Raw genomic sequence first — 18,925 nt, forward strand, 5'->3', positions numbered from 1 at the left:
TAACGTCAGTTCAAATATAGAACCTTAACCGTTTAAGTAAAGTATAATTACAGAATTACTATGCGTTGTCTCTTGCCTCAGTTAATTTTTTCGCCAAAAGCGTCATTTCCAGATCAGAGAATATATGTTCTAAATCTTGGTTTAATTTGCGCTTCCAATTTGGGTATTCTTTAAAGGTTCCTGGTATGTTGACAGGTTTATTCATTTGTAACCAGTCTTCAAGTTGTAGGCTGAGTAAAGCACTAGACCCGGTAGCCATATGAATTTGCATGTCATAGTTTAGCTCTTTGCTCATACCAAGATTATCTACCTTGCGATCTATCCACTCTGGAATCGCATGATGCCCATGTAGACTATCTAGAATTTGCTGCTTGTTATTATGTCTACTGGCATACAATCCCGACAAAATCTCCTCAGTCGGATACAATCCTAGCTCTTTGCCCAGTTCTAAATCGTAGCAATGCCAATATCCAGATAGGGTTGGCATATCATGGGTGGTTAAGGTTGACATCGATTGAATTGGGTAATCGGAAGGTGAATAAAAACCGCCGTCTTTGGCTTGCTCAAAAAAGAACACCCTATATGAATAGACACCGTTTTCCGCCAACTTAACTCGAATTTCTTCAGGCACTGTGCCTAAATCTTCACCGATTACCAAACTTCTATGGCGTTGGCTTTCAAGGGCTAAAATACCTAAAAGATCATCAACAGGATAATAAACGTAGCCACCTTCTTTAGCATCGTCACCTTTGGCAACCCACCATAAACGCAGTAACGCCATCACATGATCAATACGTAAAGCACCGGCAGACTTCATATTTGAGTCAAACAAATCGATAATTGGCTGATATTGCTGTTCATACAGTTTTTCTGGATCCATGGGCGGTAAGCCCCAGTTTTGACCTAAGGGACCCAGTACGTCAGGCGGAGCTCCCACACTTGCTTGGGTGCAATATAAATCTTTATTTCCCCAAATTTCTGCACTACCTTCACTCACTCCTACGGCTAAATCACGATAAATCCCGATGGACATATTATTTTCTTTCGCGACCTGATTCGCAGCTTCTAGTTGCAAAGCAGCCTGCCATTGTAGAAACAAATAAAATTTAATTCTATTTTTATGCTTTTTAACAAACTTGGACACCGCAGGAGATTGAAAATCTGCGTATTCCTTAGGAAAAACCGGCCAGCCCCAAGAGGGTTTCCCTTCACTGGCTAAATGCTCTTGTAAAGCATCATAGGTTGCTAGCATTTGCAAACTCTCGCCCCCTTGGGTGACAAAGGTTTTGAATGCTTTATTTTGCTTAGTATTTTTACTTAAGAATTTCGAATTTTGATAGGCGAAAACCCGATCAAGTGCCTGTAACTTTAAGCGAGTAACCACCTCATAATCCACGTATTCGACATTACGCGCGTTATCTAAACTACGTTGGAATTCCACATCATTCACCAATGCTTGAACGTCATGAGTGTGGTAACCATCAATCGCAGTAACATCTAAATAAATAAAATTAAGCCATCGTCTGGAAGATGGTCCATAAGGGCTACAAGCCTCTGGATTAGCAGGATAAAGGGCATGAATGGGGTTTAAACCAATAAATTGAGCGCCATTTTTGGCTGCAGATTCAACCAACTGAGCCAAATCAGAAAAATCGCCGATTCCCCAATTATTCCGACTTCGCAGACAATAAAGTTGGACGCTTAACCCCCACACTTTATTGCCATCTAAAATGGACTGGGGATGATAACATGACGTTGGTGCCATTATCATTCGCATGGATGCAATTTGATCACCATCATCTGCCAACAACCTAAGTTGATGATAACCAAGAGGTAAAGTGTGATTAATTTTGATCAGGTATTCTTGAAATTCGATATCTTCAATAATGGTCGCATTAATTAAATCACCATCAATAGGAACAAACTTCTGTTCTAAAAGGTTGTTATTTTCACACTCAATGTTGATAACAAAATCGTCATTGACTAACTCGATGGGGAGCCGAACTGTAATAAATAATTCATCACTTTCTCGATTTACCTGTACTGGATTAAGTGGCGACATCCAAACCTGTTGAAACTCCTTTTCTACCTGATTAATTAACAATTCTTCATTGTCAACTTGGTAGCCCATCGCGCCTAATAATTTGCATTTACTTTGTTCGCTAATAATTTCGGGATTGCCCCAAGCATCAATGTAGTTCGTTTCTACACCTTTTATATCTACAAGCTTATCGATAAGAGGAGAAGTCATGTCGCTTTATGTCCTATTAATATAGTACTTTAACGAGTTTTTAGAAAAACTCGTCTCATATGAAACTGAAATTTTACCTGACAGGTGGTAAATTTACCTATAATTATGTTGTTGAGTAGTTACCTACAACCTACCTAAGGAATTAAAAGACTTACCATCATAGGGTCACAAATCTTTTTGATTGACCTTTTTAGGCTAATAAATGGCGTCGCGTTTCACAACAAAAATAAAACTGACAACCAAGTTGGTAGTAATTTTAACCGCAAACTTTGCTATGATGGTAGCTACATTATCCTTCAGAATGTTAATAAATCGTTATTGAATACGTTTGCAGTGAATATATCGTAATAAAACAACAAATATTCGGGTTTTTTTTGCCTTATAGGCAATAATGATCCATAATTTTTGTAATTATCTTACAACCAAATGTAAAATTGAGGAACCTTCATGGCAATCAAAATTGGAATTAATGGCTTTGGCCGCATTGGACGATTTGTATTTAGAGCTGCGTGCGAACGCTCTGATATTGAAGTTGTAGCAATCAATGATCTTTTAGATCCGGATTATATGGCTTACATGCTTCAATATGATTCTACTCATGGAAAATTTAAAGGTACGGTTGAAGTCGTTGACGGTCACTTAGTCGTAAATGGCAATACAGTACGTGTTACCTCAGAGCGTGATCCTGCTGATTTGAAGTGGGATGAGGTGAATGTTGATGTGGTCGTTGAATGTACTGGCTTATTTCTTACTGATGAAACTGGCCGTAAACATATTCAAGCAGGCGCAAAAAAGGTGGTGTTTTCTGCCCCATCTAAAGATGCTACGCCTATGTTTGTTATGGGTGTTAACCACGAATCTTATGCTGGTCAAGACATCGTTTCTAACGCGTCTTGTACCACCAACTGCTTAGCGCCACTGGCTAAAGTACTGAATGATAAGTTTGGTATCGTTGACGGATTAATGACGACAGTGCATGCAACGACTGCGACACAAAAAACCGTAGATGGACCTTCCCATAAAGATTGGCGAGGCGGCCGAGGGGCAAGCCAAAATATCATCCCATCTTCAACAGGTGCAGCAAAAGCAGTAGGAAAAGTAATTCCTGAATTGAATGGCAAATTAACCGGTATGGCATTTAGAGTGCCTGTAGCAGACGTGTCTGTCGTTGATTTGACCGTTAATTTAGAAAAACCTGCTACTTATGAAGCAATATGTGCTGCAATGAAGGAAGCCTCAGAAGGCGAATTGGCTGGCATTTTAGGTTATACCGAAGATGCAGTGGTATCCCAAGACTTTATTGGCGATGTGAGAACATCTATATTTGATGCCAAAGCAGGTATTGCCTTAACAGACACCTTTGTAAAAGTTGTGTCTTGGTATGATAACGAAATTGGCTATTCCAACAAAGTTCTGGATTTAGTCGCTCACGTTAGTCAATAAATACACTTGCAATTGTTCACATAAAGCGACCTTAGGGTCGCTTTTTTTATGTTATTCCAATCAAGTTTAGTAATTATGATTTTTCGATCATATATTAGCTACTCCAGACTTCTTAATTAACCCACTTTTAAATAGGTATCTGAATATGAACACACCATCTAGTATCTCCACTGCGAAACGAGGTGAGAACGATATATTAGAAATTAACAATGATTTTGCGAAAGCTACAATTTCTTTATTCGGTGGGCATATTTTAAGTTTCATCCCAAAAACAGACAACATCGACAGGCTTTGGGTGAGTGATGCAGCAATATTTGATAACAAAACGGCAATACGAGGTGGTATTCCCATTTGTTGGCCATGGTTTGGCGATGGACATAAGCAAGATCGCGATGACCTCCCCTCACACGGTTTTGTTCGAACCCAAACCTGGTCCCTAGATTCAGCACAGGAAAGTAATCAGGGCACTCAATTGGTATTAAGCCCGAAAAGCACGCAAGGACCAGGTTGGGCATATAAGAGCACATTAAAGCTAAGGGTTACTGTGGGTAAAACTCTAGTCGTGGAGTTGATCACGCGCAATTTAGACCCTCAGGATATGAATCTTGGCTGTGCTTTGCATAGTTACTTTCGTATCGATGATATTGATCAAGTTTCCTTGGTGGGTTTGACGGGGCCATATTTAGATAAAACCAAAGGTTACGAAGAATTTGAACCCCCTGAGACGTATAAAATTCAACAAGAAACCGATCGTGTACACTTACATCCAGCGGTGCTAGTTGAGATTAACAATGGTCGTAATATTAGCGTACGCTCGACAGGACATGACAGCATCGTTGTTTGGAACCCATGGAGAGACAACTGTCTAAGAATGAAAGATATGCACGAAGATAGTTTTGAAAGCATGATTTGTGTTGAAACAGCGATCACTCAAGGAAAGATAGTCAAAAGCAAGGAAGAGGTAATCGTTAAACAGCAGATAATTTAATTATCTGCTGTTAGCAAACTATGTATTGGGAAAGGTTAGAGGTAACAATCATAAAAACTATTTAGAAAGGGTCTTAAAAAATGAATCAAGTTGGGAAATACAGAGCCGTAACAACACACTTGGGTAAAGACTCATAGGAATTGACTTTCGTTTTAAATGGCGGAGTGGACGGGACTCGAACCCGCGACCCCCGGCGTGACAGGCCGGTATTCTAACCAACTGAACTACCACTCCGCATTTTAAAACAGAATAAATTTGCTGGCGGAGTGGACGGGACTCGAACCCGCGACCCCCGGCGTGACAGGCCGGTATTCTAACCAACTGAACTACCACTCCATTCGCAAATTTTTTTCAATATGTTGGCGGAGTGGACGGGACTCGAACCCGCGACCCCCGGCGTGACAGGCCGGTATTCTAACCAACTGAACTACCACTCCGCTGACCTATTGAAACGCTATTAACTAGTTTTGTAGAACCCCCTAGTCAACCGCGGCGCAGATAATAAGGGTTCACTATTGGCGAGTCAACCAGTTTTTTCGGATATCCGAATCTAATGCATCTATTTGTTTTAATTTTGCGCAAAACGCCCAAAAATGTTCAATAAACACACGTCAATTACTGAGAAAAATAAACAAGCCTATTTGCTTAAGTTTTATTTTTTGGGGATGGTTAAATCAATAATCCCTGAATCTTCATTATTTTTTTTAGCAGGGCTGGCTTCTGGTTGTTCCACAGCTTTTTTTGAAAACCTGTTTTTAATTTTATTTAATAAGCTTATTGAGGAGGTTTCAGTGTCCTCAAGCTCTGAATCTAGTGCTTTTTTAGAAGGCTTTAAATACAACCATAGGCTTACAGCGCCAATCACAATAATTATCAGATTAATCCCGATAATAAGCCCCCAAAACAACCCTTTCGACATTTTTTCATCTTCAACTAACAAAGGATCAGTTATCGTCGATTGAACAGAAGCGGAATTATCACCTGTACCAATAGTGCCATCTAAGCTAGTTGACTGAGGTGGCGTTTCTACTACCACTTCTGGCTCTTCTACTAAGTATGTATATTCGGGTACATCCAAAATGAAGTCGCGACCGCTCTTTGTATTGCCATAGGCGGTGAGTTTGATGCGATAGACCCCTGATTCATAATTAACAATCAAGTATTCTCTGGCATTGGGTGTTTGCTCGGTTAACGAAAAGTTTTGAACATCGCCATTTGGAAAACGTACCTTGCCATCTATCAATAGCGAATTCATATCAACATATTCGCGCTCTGCATCAATCACTAGTTTGTGATATCCGTCTCCCCCACCATCTTCGATCATGTTTATTTTAATGGGGTTGGGATACAGCATTAGCGGTGGATCTACCTGCTCTCTGGTTAGCATAGGAGTACTCACCATAAATACTGGGGTCCACTCTCCATTAGCCACCGAAAGGTTAAACTGACCAGTAAACACGCCATCTAATGGCGTTTCGTCCATCCCACGACCATTATCTTCAAAGGTCGCTATAGTTGCGATTTCTGCACCGAAATTGTTGTAGTTCGGGTTATTGGTACTTACAAGCTTAATTTCTAATGAGACAACATCACGAAATTCTGTGGCGCTAATGGGCTCTCCGCCATTAGTCAATTGTGCCGTCTGTTTTAGTATTTCACCTGAAAATAAAATACTCGGCAGTGGTTTTGCGTGAAGTTCAATATCAGTGATCACCATTACCCTGCTATCTGGCAAAATCTGCCCTACTGCTTGCCAGGGTCCTGGCGTTGGATTTTTGATGTTGACTAGATCATAGGTCGCAGAGTCGTACCAAAAAATAGTTTCACCATCGGCATCTGACTCAAATATTTTAGAACCATCAGGTTTCACCAAAACAACCGGTGCACTGCCGAATTCGCGAAAAAACACCATGGTGATTTCTTCAACTTGGTAATCTATTCGAAAGCGATTCTGCAACAATTTAATGCTGTTGTGGTATTTATCCCCTAATTCAGACAAAGGTTGTTGGTTTTTTTCATTAGGGTCTTGGGCATAAACTTGCGTCATGCCCATCAGCAACAACACTATCATTGTTGCCCATTTTACCATTAACTTAATGTGGCTGACGCCAGATACAAGAACCACTGCTGTCCTCTACAAGTTGTAATCGAGCTTGATGTTGTTCTAATTCATCGGCAGAAGCTTGAATAACCTTGAATGGTTTTCGGTTTGCATCTAAACGTTGAATGGTATTTTCACTATTATTATTGTTCTCGTTTGCTTTGTTACCGCTTAAATTTAGATCGGTTTGCCCCCCCGTCATTAACAAATAAACATCTGCTAGAATTTCTGAATCCAGCAAAGCGCCATGCAATTCACGATGGGAGTTATCGATTCCATATCGCTTACATAAGGCGTCCAAATTATTTTTTTGACCAGGGTGTAGTTCTCTAGCGAGAGTTAGGGTATCAAGAACGGTACAGATCTCTCTGCTTTTTACCGGGCTAACCGGATTCATTAGCTGAAATTCATGATCCATAAAACCGATATCAAAAGGTGCATTGTGGATCACCAACTGTGCCCCGCGAATAAAATCTACAAACCCTTGGCTAATTTCTCTAAACTTAGGCTTATCCGCCAAATATTCATTGGTTATACCATGAACTTCTATGGCTTCAGCTTCTACAATACGCTCAGGATTTATGTAAACATGGAAATGATTACCAGTAAGCTTTCGGTTAACTAATTCAACACAACCTATTTCAATAATTCTATGACCCTGTTTAGGATCGATTCCGGTAGTTTCCGTATCTAAAACGATTTGACGCATTTATATCAACTCAATTGGCATTAGTAGTGGCTTTCATTATACTTGCCTACAACTTTAAATCACGAATATTTCCATGAAGCATATTACAATTTTTACAGATGGCTCTTGTCTAGGTAACCCAGGTCCTGGTGGTTACGGTGCGGTACTCAAATTTAATCAACACAACAAAGAAATCAGTCAGGGTTTTAAACATACAACCAATAATCGTATGGAGTTATTGGCAGCCATTGAAGCCTTAAACACGCTGACAGAGCCTTGTCAGGTTACGCTCACCACCGATAGCCAATACGTTAAGAATGGCATTAATCAATGGATTAAGAACTGGAAGAAGAACGGCTGGCGGACATCCGACAAAAAACCAGTCAAAAATGCAGACTTATGGAAACGGCTCGATGAGCAAGCACAAAAGCACAATATTCAATGGGAATGGGTGAAAGGACACTCAGGTCACCCTGAAAATGAACGCTGCGATGAGTTAGCTAGAACCGCGGCCGAATCTTCAAATTTATTGGAAGACAACGGTTTTCAATAGTTTTACAAACATATTAAGCTAGCAGGGGGGATCCCCCTGCTACTGCTACCACTTACAAATTAATTTACCAATGGTGTCATTCACTTCCATTCGAGCATGAGCCTTAGCAATGTCTTCAACCGCGTAAACGGTATCAATTATCGGTTTTAACTTAGCCGATTCAAATTCCCCTAAAAAACCTTGGCTGAAATCATGGATTAATTTAGTTTTATACTCATCACTTCTATTTCTTAATGTGGAACCTTGTAATTTCGCACGCTTACCTAACAATAACGCCATATCTAATTTATCGCCAAATCGACCATTTAATAAGGCTAACTGAACAATACAACCATCCATATTGAGGACTTTTAGACTTCGATTTGTGTATTGCTCACCGATAAAATCAATCACCACATCCGCTTTAAAACGTTCAGTTGATAATACCTCGGCAAAATCTTGTTCTTTATAATTCACTAACGTGCCTGCACCTAAATCCGCGCACACCTGCAGTTTTTGAGGTGAAGATGCCGTTACCGCTATTTTTGCTCCAATCAAGTTTGCTAATTGAATGGCCGCAAGCCCCACTCCACTAGCACCAGCATGAATCAATGCAGATTGTTTAGGTTGCAGTTGACCAATTTCACATAAACTTTGATAGGCAGTTAAAAACACTTCCGCAATGCCAGCTGCCTGCTCACAACTGAGACTAGCTGGTGTCTTAATCACATGAGCACTTAAAATTTTCGCGTATTGTGCATAACCACCACCGGCGACTAATCCAAACACCCGCTCACCTTCTTTTACGTTCGTAACATCGCTGCCCACAGCGACAACAACACCCGCAATTTCCAAGCCCAAAATTTCACTTTCACCTTTTGGCGGTGGATACTTTCCCTGTCGTTGCAATGTGTCCGCCCTATTCACGCCAAAGGCATTCACTTTAACTAATACTTCGTCTGCATTAATGTTGGGAATACTTGTCGTATTTAATGTAAGCGTTTCAGGGGATCCGCCTTTTTCAAAATCCACAAATGACATGCTCTGTTGACTGTTCAAAAAAATCACTCCTTAAATTAAACATAAAATCGGATTTAGCTATCATATAGTGACTGCTGTACAATCACAAAATTAGTCTTCTTTCGCTAAATAAATTAGTCACTTGGGTCTAATTTAATCAACATTGGAATTTTTTATGAGTGCATCTGTCATTCTGCATCCCGGTAGGGAGAAATCATTACTACGCAAACATCCTTGGATATTTGCAAGCGCGATTAAAGAACACAAAGGAGTAGTACGTAACGGCGACACTGTCGACATCTTCGCTGATAACGGTGAGTTTCTCGCTAAAGGAGCTTGGTCAACCCAATCACAAATACAAGTGAGAGTATGGACTTTCGATCGTCAGGAAGTGGTAGATAATGGTTTCTTTTTACGCAAACTCGACCAAGCTATGGCACTGCGAGAGCCCATTATTTTACAACATGGTTTAACCGGATATCGGATAGTTGCCGGGGAATCCGATGGTTTGCCAGGTATCACTATTGATAAGTATGCCAATGTCATTGTCTGTCAGTTACTTTCAGCTGGAGCGGAAAAGCACCGTAAAAAAATTGTTTGGGCCCTAACTAAGCGCTTTCCTGAATGCAGTATATTAGAACGCAGTGACGTGTCTGTTAGAGCGAAAGAAGGTTTACCTGAAATCATTCAAACCTTACATGGTGAAGTACCCGATGAAGTCATTATCGAAGAAAATGGCATTAAAATTATTGTTGATCTCAAACAAGGCCACAAAACAGGTTTTTACTTAGATCAACGAGATAGTCGCGCAACCGCTGCTACTTATGCAAAAGATAAGCGAGTACTAAATTGCTTTAGTTATACCGGAACCTTTGCGTGTTATGCACTCAAAGGTGGTGCCACAAGCGTAGTAAATATGGATGTCTCAGACAATGCGTTGGCAACAGCAAAACGAAATATTGAGCTGAATGATCTAGATTCTGCTAAAGCCAGCTTTGTAAAACAAGACGTGTTCGAAGCGTTGAGAGAATATAGAGACCAGGGAACAAAATTCGATATGATCGTGCTTGATCCACCTAAGTTTGTTGATTCAAAAGCATCATTAACCCGAGCCTGTCGAGGCTACAAAGATATTAATATGCTAGCGATGAAGATCCTTAATCCTGGAGGTATACTATTAACCTTTAGTTGTTCCGGTTTATTGTCATCGGATTTATTTCAAAAAGTGGTAGCTGATGCCGCATTAGATGCCAATAAAACCGTGCACTTTTTACAGCGTTTGGGACAAGCTGCTGACCACCCCGTAGCCAGTAACTACCCTGAAGGGTTTTATTTAAAAGGATTGGTTTGTTCAGTAAGTTAAACTATTACTGAAAAACAATGTAAATGACCAAGAATCTGCCCCCTTGGTCATTTATAAATGAAATAGATTAATTCATTTCGTTAATTTCAACACCAATAATACAACTGCTATCAGAGCTGCGTTCACAGCGCACAACTTTGGCTTTGGCACTTAACGAAGGGATCTGACTACTGGTGGATTCAATCGCCACATCAACAAGCGTGCCTATCTCGACAGATTCTTCTTCCACTTCAAAAGACATGCCTGTGGCACTAATATCTTTGCAAACTGCGGGCATGGAACGAGTGGACTCATCATCGTGCACTGTCAATTCACAGGGTGAATTCAACATCATTCGAAAAAAGTTTCGCTTGTCATCGTATCCCAACATCTTTTACCTCATCCTAACTATAAACACCTATGACTTTTATAGGGTGCATCTGCTATAAAGTCAACGAACATCGTTTAAAATGATAGCAATTGATTTTCAATTCGCTTCACTGAAATTGGCATAGGAGTACCAAGTTGTTGCGCAAAAAAGGATACGCGCAACTCTTCAATCATCCAACGCACCGCTTTTAGGTCTTCAGGCACCTCTTTGCCTTTAGGTATTTTATTTAATGCTGCCTGATACCGCCCTTGCACTTTTTCTATATTTAGTTGATGTAACCGATCTTTATTGGGATCTATGGGTAATTTTTCTAAACGTCTGGCGATCCCTTTAATATAACGGTTCCAATCGTCTATTTTAACGATACCAAATTGGCTTATAAAACCTGGAAACACCAGAGAGTTTAAGTGTTGTTTAATATCCCCATGGGCACTAATCATATCAAGGGAGACATTACCTTTTAATTTCTTTTGTATTTGATGAGCTTGAGTTAACCCTACTTCGACTTTTTTTGCTATATCAAGAACCACTTCGTTAATGTCTTTTCGAACAAAGTCTCGCGCTTTATCAAACAACTCTGGTGAACGAATAGGCACACCCATATCGCTTTCAAAACGAGCGATTAAGTGATCAACTCCAGCTTCTATACAATCATTGATTAGTGCTTGTATTTGCCCAAACGGATTAAAATACAGCCCTAATTTTGCTTTATTAGGTAACTTTTCCTTTAAATAACTTAGGGGTGATGGAATGTTCAACATAATTAAGCGTCGCAGTCCCTGTCTATGAATGTTTAGTGCTTTTTCTGGATTTTCAAATAACTTTATCGCTACACTCTTATTATCATCCACTAAAGCTGGATAGGCTTTCACTTCATATCCCTGGGAATTATCAATATACTCTTCTTCGAGTACTGAAAAACTCCATTGGGTGAGGCCCTTTTTCTCAATCTCTGGAGACGCCGCTTGTTTTAACGTGGTAGAGATTTTATCTTGCAGTCCATACTTAAGTACATGCAAGTCACGACCTTGTTTTAATAGGTTGCCTTTGCCATCCACCACTTTAAAGTTAAACTTTAAGTGCTCTGGTAAGCCTTGCCATTGCCATTCATCTTCCGCCACTGTTACACCCGTCATTTTCAAAAGCTTTTTACTCAAGGCGGTTAAAAATGGTAATGGATGACCTTTAATATCGGTAGACGGCATATCTAACATACACGCATCTGCAAAATTTGGGGCAGGCACAAAATTACGCCTCAATCGCTTTGGCAACGATTTAATCAAGGTCACGATTAATTCATGTCGGAAACCAGGAATAAGCCAGTCAAAGCCGGTTTCTTCTAATTGATTGAGAATGGGTAATGGAATTATTAAGCTCACGCCATCATCTATTTGGTTAGGCTCGAAACAATAGCTTAATGGCAGATTCAAATTGTTTTGCTGCCAAGTGTCAGGGAAATTGAGATCATTGACCTGTTCTGCCTGATGTTTTTTGAGTTGCTCAGGGTCGTACTTTAAACTTTCCCTTATGGTTGAATCGGCTTTATTCCACCACTTTTTAAAACTACTTTCGCTACAAACATGCTGAGGAATTGTTTGCTCATAAAATGCTACCAGTTCTTGTTCATCGACTAAGACGTCGCGACGACGGGACTTTTCTTCAAGTAATTGTATATCTTCAATAAGGCTTTGATTATAGTGAATAAAGTCGTAAGACAACTTAGTTTGAGCATTAACTAAGGCTTCGCGAATAAAAATTTCGCGACTTACTACGGCATCGATTGTGCTAAAGTTAACATGCCGATTGCTGACAATTGTTAGGCCAAACAACAGCACTTTTTCCAATGCTTGAACTGTCCCACGCTTCTTAGACCAAACCGGTTCACTGTATTGATATTTAGTTAAATGTTTGGCCAGTGGTTCGATCCATTCAGGCTCAATTTTGGCCGCTAAACGACCAAATAGTCTGGAGGTTTCCACTAATTCGGCGACCATAGTCCATTTAGGCGGTTTTTTGGATAAATTTGAACCAGGAAAGATCACAAACTTCGATCCCCTCGCCCCTTCAAATTCACGCTCTTTATCTTTAAAACCAATATGCGACAACAATCCAGACAAAATGGCTTTATGCACAGCATCAAAATCGGCGCTCTCTTTATTTAATCTAAATCCAACGTCTACAATAGATTTTTTAAGTTGGCTGACCACATCCTGCCATTCACGCATTCGCAAATAATTAATAAAATGGCTTCGACACCATCTACGCAACTGATTTGACGACAGCTCTTTTTGTTGTAATTTAAACTCTTGCCATAAATTTAATAAGGAAACAAAATCAGACTGTTTATCTGCATACTTTTCATGCTGTTGGTCAGCTGCAGCACGTTTTTCCTGGGGCCGCTCTCTGGGATCTTGAATACTCAGACCCGCGGCAATAATAATTAATTCTGAGACACAATTATGCTGTCCGGCTTCCACTACCATTCTGGCATATCGAGGATCAACGGGTAATTTAGCTATTTGTCGTCCGGTTTCGGTCAAGGTCAGCTTGCCCTGACGTTTTTCCACGGCAGTAAGCTCTTCTAACAAACGAAATCCATCATTAATGAATCGATTGTCTGGGGGCTGAACAAATGGAAAGTCCTGAATATTGCCTAGTTTTAGCGACAACATCTGTAATATAACCGAAGCAAGATTGGTACGTAGAATTTCAGGATCGGTAAACTCAGGGCGTCCTGTAAAGTCTTCTTCTGAATATAAACGAATACATATACCTTCAGAAACCCGCCCACAGCGCCCTGCCCGCTGATTCGCAGAGGCTTGAGATATAGCTTCGATGGGTAGGCGCTGGACTTTACTGCGATAGCTATAGCGAGACAACCGTGCAAAACCGGGATCAATAACATATTTAATCCCTGGTACGGTGAGCGATGTTTCCGCCACATTTGTCGCTAAGACGATTCGACGATTACCGTGTGATTGAAATATTCGGTTTTGCTCCGCGACTGAAAGCCGCGCATAAAGTGGCAATACTTCCGTGGCTTTATAATTCTGTTTATTTAAGGCATCAGCAGTGTCTCTAATTTCGCGTTCACCACTTAAAAACACCAAAATATCACCCCGTTTTTCACGGCTTAGTTCGTCAACCGCTGAAATAATCCCCTGTATTTGGTCACTCTCTTCATCATTATCTTGTAGTGGGTTATAGCGTATTTCAACTGGATAGCTGCGGCCACTTACTTGAATAATAGGCGCATTGTTAAAGTGTTTCGAAAATCGCTCAGGATCAATGGTTGCTGAGGTAATAATTAATTTGAGTTCAGGTCTTTTAGGTAAAAGTTGTTTTAAATAGCCTAAAATAAAATCTATATTTAAGCTGCGTTCATGGGCTTCATCAATAATTAAAGTATCGTATTTACTTAAAAACCTATCAGCTTGCATTTCCGCGAGCAAAATACCGTCGGTCATCAACTTAATATAGGTATCATCTCCCACGTGATCCGAAAAGCGGACTTTAAATCCCACTTTTTCACCGATGGAAGTACCTAATTCTTCAGCGATTCTGTTCGCAACTGTTCTGGCTGCTAACCGTCTAGGTTGGGTATGACCAATAAGTCCATCTACCCCGCGACCAAGTTCTAAACAAATTTTTGGGATTTGGGTGGTTTTTCCCGAGCCAGTTTCACCCGCGATGATCACAACTTGATGTTTTGCGATTGCCTCACTAATCGCATCTTTATGCTCACTTACAGGCAATTCCGGATAGTCAATATCTGGAATGTTTTGCAGTTTAAATTGACGTACTAAAGTGGATTTTTCAATGGCAGATGCCAAAGATAACCACTGAGCATCAGTTGATTTACTTTTGACTAAACGATTTAACTGCTTTTGCAGTTTAAAAATATCACTACCTAAGCAACCTGAAAGCTGCTTTTGTAAATCGTCGCGAGTTGGAATGGCTATATTCTGATTATTAGACAATGTATTCTCAAAAAATTCGATGCATTAAAACGCAACGGATCCTAGAAGAAACGCCAGCAAATTTCCAGCAAAGTAGCCTATTAAACCCTTTTAGGCGCGTTTATACCCGTCTCTTAGTTGTACATCTATAGCATAAAGGACATCAGCACGACTTATGGTACCGATGAAATAGCCATCATCGTCAACCACTGGGTATAGTTTTGTCCCTTCATTTAAGAATCGTTGTGCCACTTCAATTATCGAATCATATGATTTCACAGCTAATACGTCTGTCTTCATAATTTCTTTAACACGAGCCACTTGCTCTCGGTAGTAACTCGATGTAACCATTCGCGCAATGCAGTCTTTTTCAGACAAAAATCCAATGACTTTATTGCGTGGGTTTAGCACGGCGCCACCTGATTGTTTACCCGTCAAAAGACGTTCTACCGCTTCGGCCACTGGCATTTCATCAGTAAATGTTACGGGCCGACGATTCATATAGTGATTTACTTTTAATGATTCCACCCTTTCTCCTTAGCTTCGAAAGTGCTTTGATTAGCTATCAATTTATACAACAAATTGATCACCTAATATAAAGATAGTCTTAACCGTTTAAAAAACATAACTTTTTAAAAACATTTTTGAATTTTTAAAAGGATTGACTAAGAATGCCTTTGTAGATAGCAGAACCTATTGGTTTCTGTATAATTCTTATTTTACCCTATTCAGAATCACTGCAAAAAATAAGACATTCAGTTTTTTATTCTATTGGTGATTAGGGGACTTTTAATTGTAGAGAGTAATGACGTTGAGCCCATCAATTCTTTGGCACGATTATGAAACCTGGGGAGTGAACCCTCAAAAAGACGTTCCTTGTCAGTTTGCGGGAATAAGAACCGACCTTGATCTCAATATTATTGATAAACCAGTAAAATGGTACAGCCAAATTCCAAATGATTATTTGCCTAACCCTCATGCGGCCCTGGTAACGGGTATTACCCCACAATTAACCTTGCGCGACGGCTTAGTTGAAGCTGAGTTCATAGAAAAAATACAACAACAGATGACAATCCCTGGCACCTGCAGCGCAGGCTACAATAGTATTCGATTTGATGATGAAGTGACGCGCTACACTTTATATCGGAATTTATACGACCCCTACGCTCGAGAATGGCAAAATGGTAATAGTCGATGGGATATTATTGATTTAGTAAGAGCGTGTTATGCATTAAGACCAGAAGGTATAAACTGGGTTTACAAAGAAGATGGTACTCCGAGCTTTAAACTTGAAGATCTTACTAAAGCCAATGAGATAACCCACACGGATGCCCATGATGCCTTAGCTGACGTTTATGCCACTATTGCTATGGCGAAACTAATTAAACAAGCCCAACCCAAGCTCTATGAATATATTTTTAGTCTTAGAAACAAACGTAAAGTAGCTGAGCATATAAACATCGATGCTCAGGTTCCTCTCGTCCATATTTCGTCAAAATTACCAGCAAAGAATGGATGTTGCACTTGGGTATTACCGATTGCATATCACCCAACCAATAAAAACGCCATCATATGTTTAAATTTAGGCTTGGATCCTAAGCCTCTTTTTGATTTAGACATTGAAGAAATAAAAGCGCGGTTATATCAACGAACCTCTGATATGCCTGAGGGGCAACAAAGACTGCCGGTGAAACTCATTCATCTAAATAAGTGCCCTTTCGTCGCCCCTGCAAAAACCCTAAATGAAGAAAATGCCCAGCGATTAGGCATTGACCGCAGTCAATGTTTGCAAAACTTAGCGAGCATAAAAAGTCAAACCGGTTTAGCCAGTAAACTCGTAGCCGTATTTGATGAACAGCGGGAGTCTACTCCATCCATAGACCCTGACTATGCCCTCTATACAGGGGGATTTTTAAGTGATTCAGATCGCCAAAAATTAAATCAAATTCATCAAATCGCCCCTAGCAATTTAGGTGCAAAGGAGTGGGAATTCGACGACTCAAGACTCGCTACCCTACTTTTTCGATATAGAGCACGAAATTATCCGTTGAGCTTAAGTGAAGAAGAGGTCATTAAATGGCAACGACATAGACAATACCGTCTTACTGATCCTGACTCACCGGCAAGTATGCAATTGCCTGAGTATTTAAGTTTGTTGGAACAATTAACCTTCGAGTACCAGAATAACCCGCCCAAAAGAGCCATTATTCGAGCACTTCATCAATACGCAGAAAATTTATAAAAATGACCTACTCAAGACAGCGTAATGGTTAAAATAATTCTTTGGGAATTGAATCGAACAGCGAGTACATTTGACATTTGTTGTGATATAAATAGATGCTAATTGATAGCACCATATTTAACCTGTTTGTTCAACTCTTAGAACTCGTAATGATAGTTGGACAAAGTGGTAGCTAGCTGTTCATATGAATAACCCATGGTCATAGGTTGTCTATAATTAATACATTCATTTCTATAGTCGATAAAGCAGTAACAAGTAGATCAGATTAAATTTAGGTGGTAATAATGAAAGGCATCAATTTTAGGCTTGATGATAGCGGCAAATTTTTAAATTTGGTTATAAATCCAAGTGATGTAGCCCCCAATGTCGACACTAAATCTCTGATTAACAGCTTTAATAACAGTAACTATGCAGACTTGTACTTGTCTGAAGAAAACGTGATTAATGCTAGCGATTTATTGATCAAAGCGCGAAAAGAAGGGAACAACGAAATCATTACTGAAGTCATTGCTGAAAAAAAGGATGCAAAGGTAAAATTTCGTATTGAAGATAATGATATGTTCGCTTTTATCTCTATCACCGCAGCATACGGAGGCCATACCCCCACGGCGTCTGAATTAGTCAAACTTGCAAATGACAGTGGTGTCGTAAGAGGCTTAAGTAAGAAAATAATCGATGACGTTGCAGTAAAAGCGAAAGCCGCAAAACCAGGTACGATTATTGAGGCACTAGTGGCGAAGGGCTTGCCTGTTAAAAATGGTAAAGATTCTAAGCTTAACCCGTTAGTACCTAATGCCCTGGAGCGAATATTAAAGCCGCAAACCAGTGGCTCAAGCCGAGTAGACATGCGAAATTTAGGGGATGTCATTTGCGTGAAAGCAAATACTGAAGTTTTACGTCGCATTGCCCCATCAAAAGGTCGTAGTGGTTTTAATGTTAAAGGTGGTTTAACTGCTCCCAAACCAGGCGCTTGGATTAAATTCAAACCCGGTGATGGGATCAAAGTCAGTGACCATGATGAAAATTTATTTTTAGCTGCGATCACTGGCATGCCTAAATTTCAAAATGGCAAAATGTGGGTAGATGATACCTTTATTTGTAAAGGTGTAAATGTAGGCACTGGCAATATTAAATACGATGGTGCCGTATTAGTGAATGGTGATGTAACTGAAAAAATGGAAATTACCGCCAGTGGAGATGTCACTATTAATGGCTTTGTTGAATCGGCTACCATTAAAGCCGGTGGCGATATCATCATCACCGAAGGGGCAATGGGCAAAGTTAATGAACACAGTACTGAATATAGTACCAAACTGATTGCCGAAGGAAGTGTCCACGTGCAGCATGGGCAAGGGCTTAAAGTGCAGTGCAGTGGAAACGTTACCATCGGACGTCAATTGGCTTATAGCAAAATAAACTGTGGTGGAAGCGTTACCATAGGCCCAATTGATAAACCAAATGGCAACTTGTTTGCCTGTGATATTCAATGCAAAGGTGCGATAACCGCCGGCACTTTAGGTGCAGTATCTGGCAGCCATTTAAATATCGACTTTAGTCAGGGATTTAATACCCTACTGGAAAGAAAAGATACGGTCGAAGAGTTATTGCTGCAGTTACGAGACAATAATCTTCGCCACAGAGGCAAATTTGAGTTAATGCGCAGTAAAAACATTCATCCAGAACTGCAGCGTAAATTCAAACAAGCAGAAGAGATGTTTAAAAGTGAATCCCAATTGCTGGAATGGCTAGAATCAAAATGTGAAAAAATGAAACTAGCCAAAGATGCCTATCAACAGGATATTAAAATAATCGCAAATAAGCGTTTGTATGCCGGTGTTGTAGTTAAACTTAACAACCGCACATGGCGTGCTGAACGTGAATATGCCAAAGCCAAAGTGCATTATGCGGGCCATCAGTGGAACTATGAACCGATAATATAAATATCATAAAGCCGCAATAGCAACCTAC

13 protein-coding genes and 3 tRNA genes are annotated in these 18,925 nt (G+C 40.1%); 6 read left to right on the top strand and 10 right to left on the bottom strand.

Going from position 1 to position 18,925, the window contains the following annotated elements; translation table 11 throughout:
• Nucleotides 1-58: 58 nt before the first annotated feature.
• Nucleotides 59-2,251 (bottom strand): 4-alpha-glucanotransferase, encoded by a 2,193-nt coding sequence (gene malQ, locus ACYVIL_RS05805; protein WP_460311883.1) that lies wholly within the window; start codon nucleotides 2,249-2,251, stop codon nucleotides 59-61.
• A 447-nt stretch (nucleotides 2,252-2,698) separates the two neighbouring features.
• On the opposite strand from malQ, the gene gap reads away from it, so the two are divergent.
• Complete coding sequence (gene gap / locus ACYVIL_RS05810; protein ID WP_303471697.1) at nucleotides 2,699-3,694, top strand: type I glyceraldehyde-3-phosphate dehydrogenase; 996 nt, start codon at nucleotides 2,699-2,701, stop codon at nucleotides 3,692-3,694.
• A gap of 145 nt (nucleotides 3,695-3,839) precedes the next feature.
• A complete protein-coding gene (locus ACYVIL_RS05815; protein ID WP_303471696.1) occupies nucleotides 3,840-4,682 on the top strand; it encodes a D-hexose-6-phosphate mutarotase in 843 nt (280 codons plus the stop codon).
• A gap of 157 nt (nucleotides 4,683-4,839) precedes the next feature.
• On the opposite strand, the gene ACYVIL_RS05820 is transcribed toward ACYVIL_RS05815, so the two are convergent.
• The 5 genes from ACYVIL_RS05820 to dnaQ form a co-directional block, all read right to left on the bottom strand.
• Nucleotides 4,840-4,916: transfer RNA gene (locus ACYVIL_RS05820), tRNA-Asp, on the bottom strand.
• A 25-nt stretch (nucleotides 4,917-4,941) separates the two neighbouring features.
• Nucleotides 4,942-5,018 (bottom strand) — tRNA-Asp (locus ACYVIL_RS05825).
• A 24-nt stretch (nucleotides 5,019-5,042) separates the two neighbouring features.
• Nucleotides 5,043-5,119: transfer RNA gene (locus tag ACYVIL_RS05830), tRNA-Asp, on the bottom strand.
• 215 nt (nucleotides 5,120-5,334) lie between these two features.
• On the bottom strand, nucleotides 5,335-6,735 hold the full coding sequence (locus tag ACYVIL_RS05835; RefSeq protein WP_460311991.1) for a TIGR03503 family protein: 1,401 nt from the start codon (nucleotides 6,733-6,735) through the stop codon (nucleotides 5,335-5,337).
• Nucleotides 6,736-6,775: 40 nt separating this feature from the next.
• Nucleotides 6,776-7,492: a DNA polymerase III subunit epsilon gene (gene dnaQ / locus ACYVIL_RS05840; protein ID WP_460311884.1), complete on the bottom strand. Its 717-nt coding sequence runs from the start codon at nucleotides 7,490-7,492 to the stop codon at nucleotides 6,776-6,778.
• 73 nt (nucleotides 7,493-7,565) lie between these two features.
• Between dnaQ and rnhA the strand changes: the two genes are divergently transcribed.
• Nucleotides 7,566-8,024 (top strand): ribonuclease HI, encoded by a 459-nt coding sequence (gene rnhA, locus ACYVIL_RS05845; RefSeq protein WP_303473790.1) that lies wholly within the window; start codon nucleotides 7,566-7,568, stop codon nucleotides 8,022-8,024.
• A gap of 45 nt (nucleotides 8,025-8,069) precedes the next feature.
• Here rnhA and ACYVIL_RS05850 read toward each other — a convergent pair whose 3' ends face one another.
• The gene (locus tag ACYVIL_RS05850; RefSeq protein ID WP_460311992.1) at nucleotides 8,070-9,044 is read right to left on the bottom strand and encodes an NAD(P)H-quinone oxidoreductase; all 975 of its coding nucleotides are present in this window, start codon (nucleotides 9,042-9,044) and stop codon (nucleotides 8,070-8,072) included.
• Nucleotides 9,045-9,198: 154 nt separating this feature from the next.
• Here ACYVIL_RS05850 and ACYVIL_RS05855 point away from each other — a divergent pair, with 154 nt between their 5' ends.
• Nucleotides 9,199-10,386: a class I SAM-dependent methyltransferase gene (locus tag ACYVIL_RS05855; protein WP_460311885.1), complete on the top strand. Its 1,188-nt coding sequence runs from the start codon at nucleotides 9,199-9,201 to the stop codon at nucleotides 10,384-10,386.
• A gap of 67 nt (nucleotides 10,387-10,453) precedes the next feature.
• Here the strand turns inward: ACYVIL_RS05855 and ACYVIL_RS05860 are convergent, their stop codons facing one another.
• From ACYVIL_RS05860 to ACYVIL_RS05870, 3 genes are all read right to left on the bottom strand, one after another.
• A complete protein-coding gene (locus ACYVIL_RS05860; protein WP_460311886.1) occupies nucleotides 10,454-10,756 on the bottom strand; it encodes a PilZ domain-containing protein in 303 nt (100 codons plus the stop codon).
• A gap of 74 nt (nucleotides 10,757-10,830) precedes the next feature.
• Nucleotides 10,831-14,736, bottom strand: coding sequence for an ATP-dependent RNA helicase HrpA (hrpA, locus tag ACYVIL_RS05865; protein WP_303473786.1), 3,906 nt, complete (start codon nucleotides 14,734-14,736; stop codon nucleotides 10,831-10,833).
• Nucleotides 14,737-14,826: 90 nt separating this feature from the next.
• On the bottom strand, nucleotides 14,827-15,243 hold the full coding sequence (locus ACYVIL_RS05870) for a CBS domain-containing protein (protein WP_303473785.1): 417 nt from the start codon (nucleotides 15,241-15,243) through the stop codon (nucleotides 14,827-14,829).
• 277 nt (nucleotides 15,244-15,520) lie between these two features.
• Here ACYVIL_RS05870 and sbcB point away from each other — a divergent pair, with 277 nt between their 5' ends.
• A complete protein-coding gene (gene sbcB, locus ACYVIL_RS05875; protein WP_303473784.1) occupies nucleotides 15,521-16,957 on the top strand; it encodes an exodeoxyribonuclease I in 1,437 nt (478 codons plus the stop codon).
• A 284-nt stretch (nucleotides 16,958-17,241) separates the two neighbouring features.
• Nucleotides 17,242-18,897, top strand: a complete 1,656-nt coding sequence (locus ACYVIL_RS05880; RefSeq protein WP_303473783.1) for a DUF342 domain-containing protein — start codon at nucleotides 17,242-17,244, stop codon at nucleotides 18,895-18,897.
• Nucleotides 18,898-18,925: the final 28 nt, after the last annotated feature.

This window comes from Aliiglaciecola aliphaticivorans (assembly GCF_054782055.1).

Excerpts from the sequence above, each read along its gene's own strand:
- malQ (WP_460311883.1), bottom strand. The coding sequence starts at position 2,251 with ATGACTTCTCCTCTTATCGATAAGCTTGTAGATATAAAAGGTGTAGAA.
- ACYVIL_RS05835 (WP_460311991.1), bottom strand. The coding sequence starts at position 6,735 with ATGGGCATGACGCAAGTTTATGCCCAAGACCCTAATGAAAAAAACCAA.
- dnaQ (WP_460311884.1), bottom strand. The coding sequence starts at position 7,492 with ATGCGTCAAATCGTTTTAGATACGGAAACTACCGGAATCGATCCTAAA.
- ACYVIL_RS05855 (WP_460311885.1), top strand. The coding sequence starts at position 9,199 with ATGAGTGCATCTGTCATTCTGCATCCCGGTAGGGAGAAATCATTACTA.
- rnhA (WP_303473790.1), top strand. The coding sequence starts at position 7,566 with ATGAAGCATATTACAATTTTTACAGATGGCTCTTGTCTAGGTAACCCA.
- gap (WP_303471697.1), top strand. The coding sequence starts at position 2,699 with ATGGCAATCAAAATTGGAATTAATGGCTTTGGCCGCATTGGACGATTT.
- ACYVIL_RS05880 (WP_303473783.1), top strand. The coding sequence starts at position 17,242 with ATGAAAGGCATCAATTTTAGGCTTGATGATAGCGGCAAATTTTTAAAT.
- ACYVIL_RS05815 (WP_303471696.1), top strand. The coding sequence starts at position 3,840 with ATGAACACACCATCTAGTATCTCCACTGCGAAACGAGGTGAGAACGAT.
- ACYVIL_RS05860 (WP_460311886.1), bottom strand. The coding sequence starts at position 10,756 with ATGTTGGGATACGATGACAAGCGAAACTTTTTTCGAATGATGTTGAAT.
- sbcB (WP_303473784.1), top strand. The coding sequence starts at position 15,521 with ATGACGTTGAGCCCATCAATTCTTTGGCACGATTATGAAACCTGGGGA.
- ACYVIL_RS05850 (WP_460311992.1), bottom strand. The coding sequence starts at position 9,044 with ATGTCATTTGTGGATTTTGAAAAAGGCGGATCCCCTGAAACGCTTACA.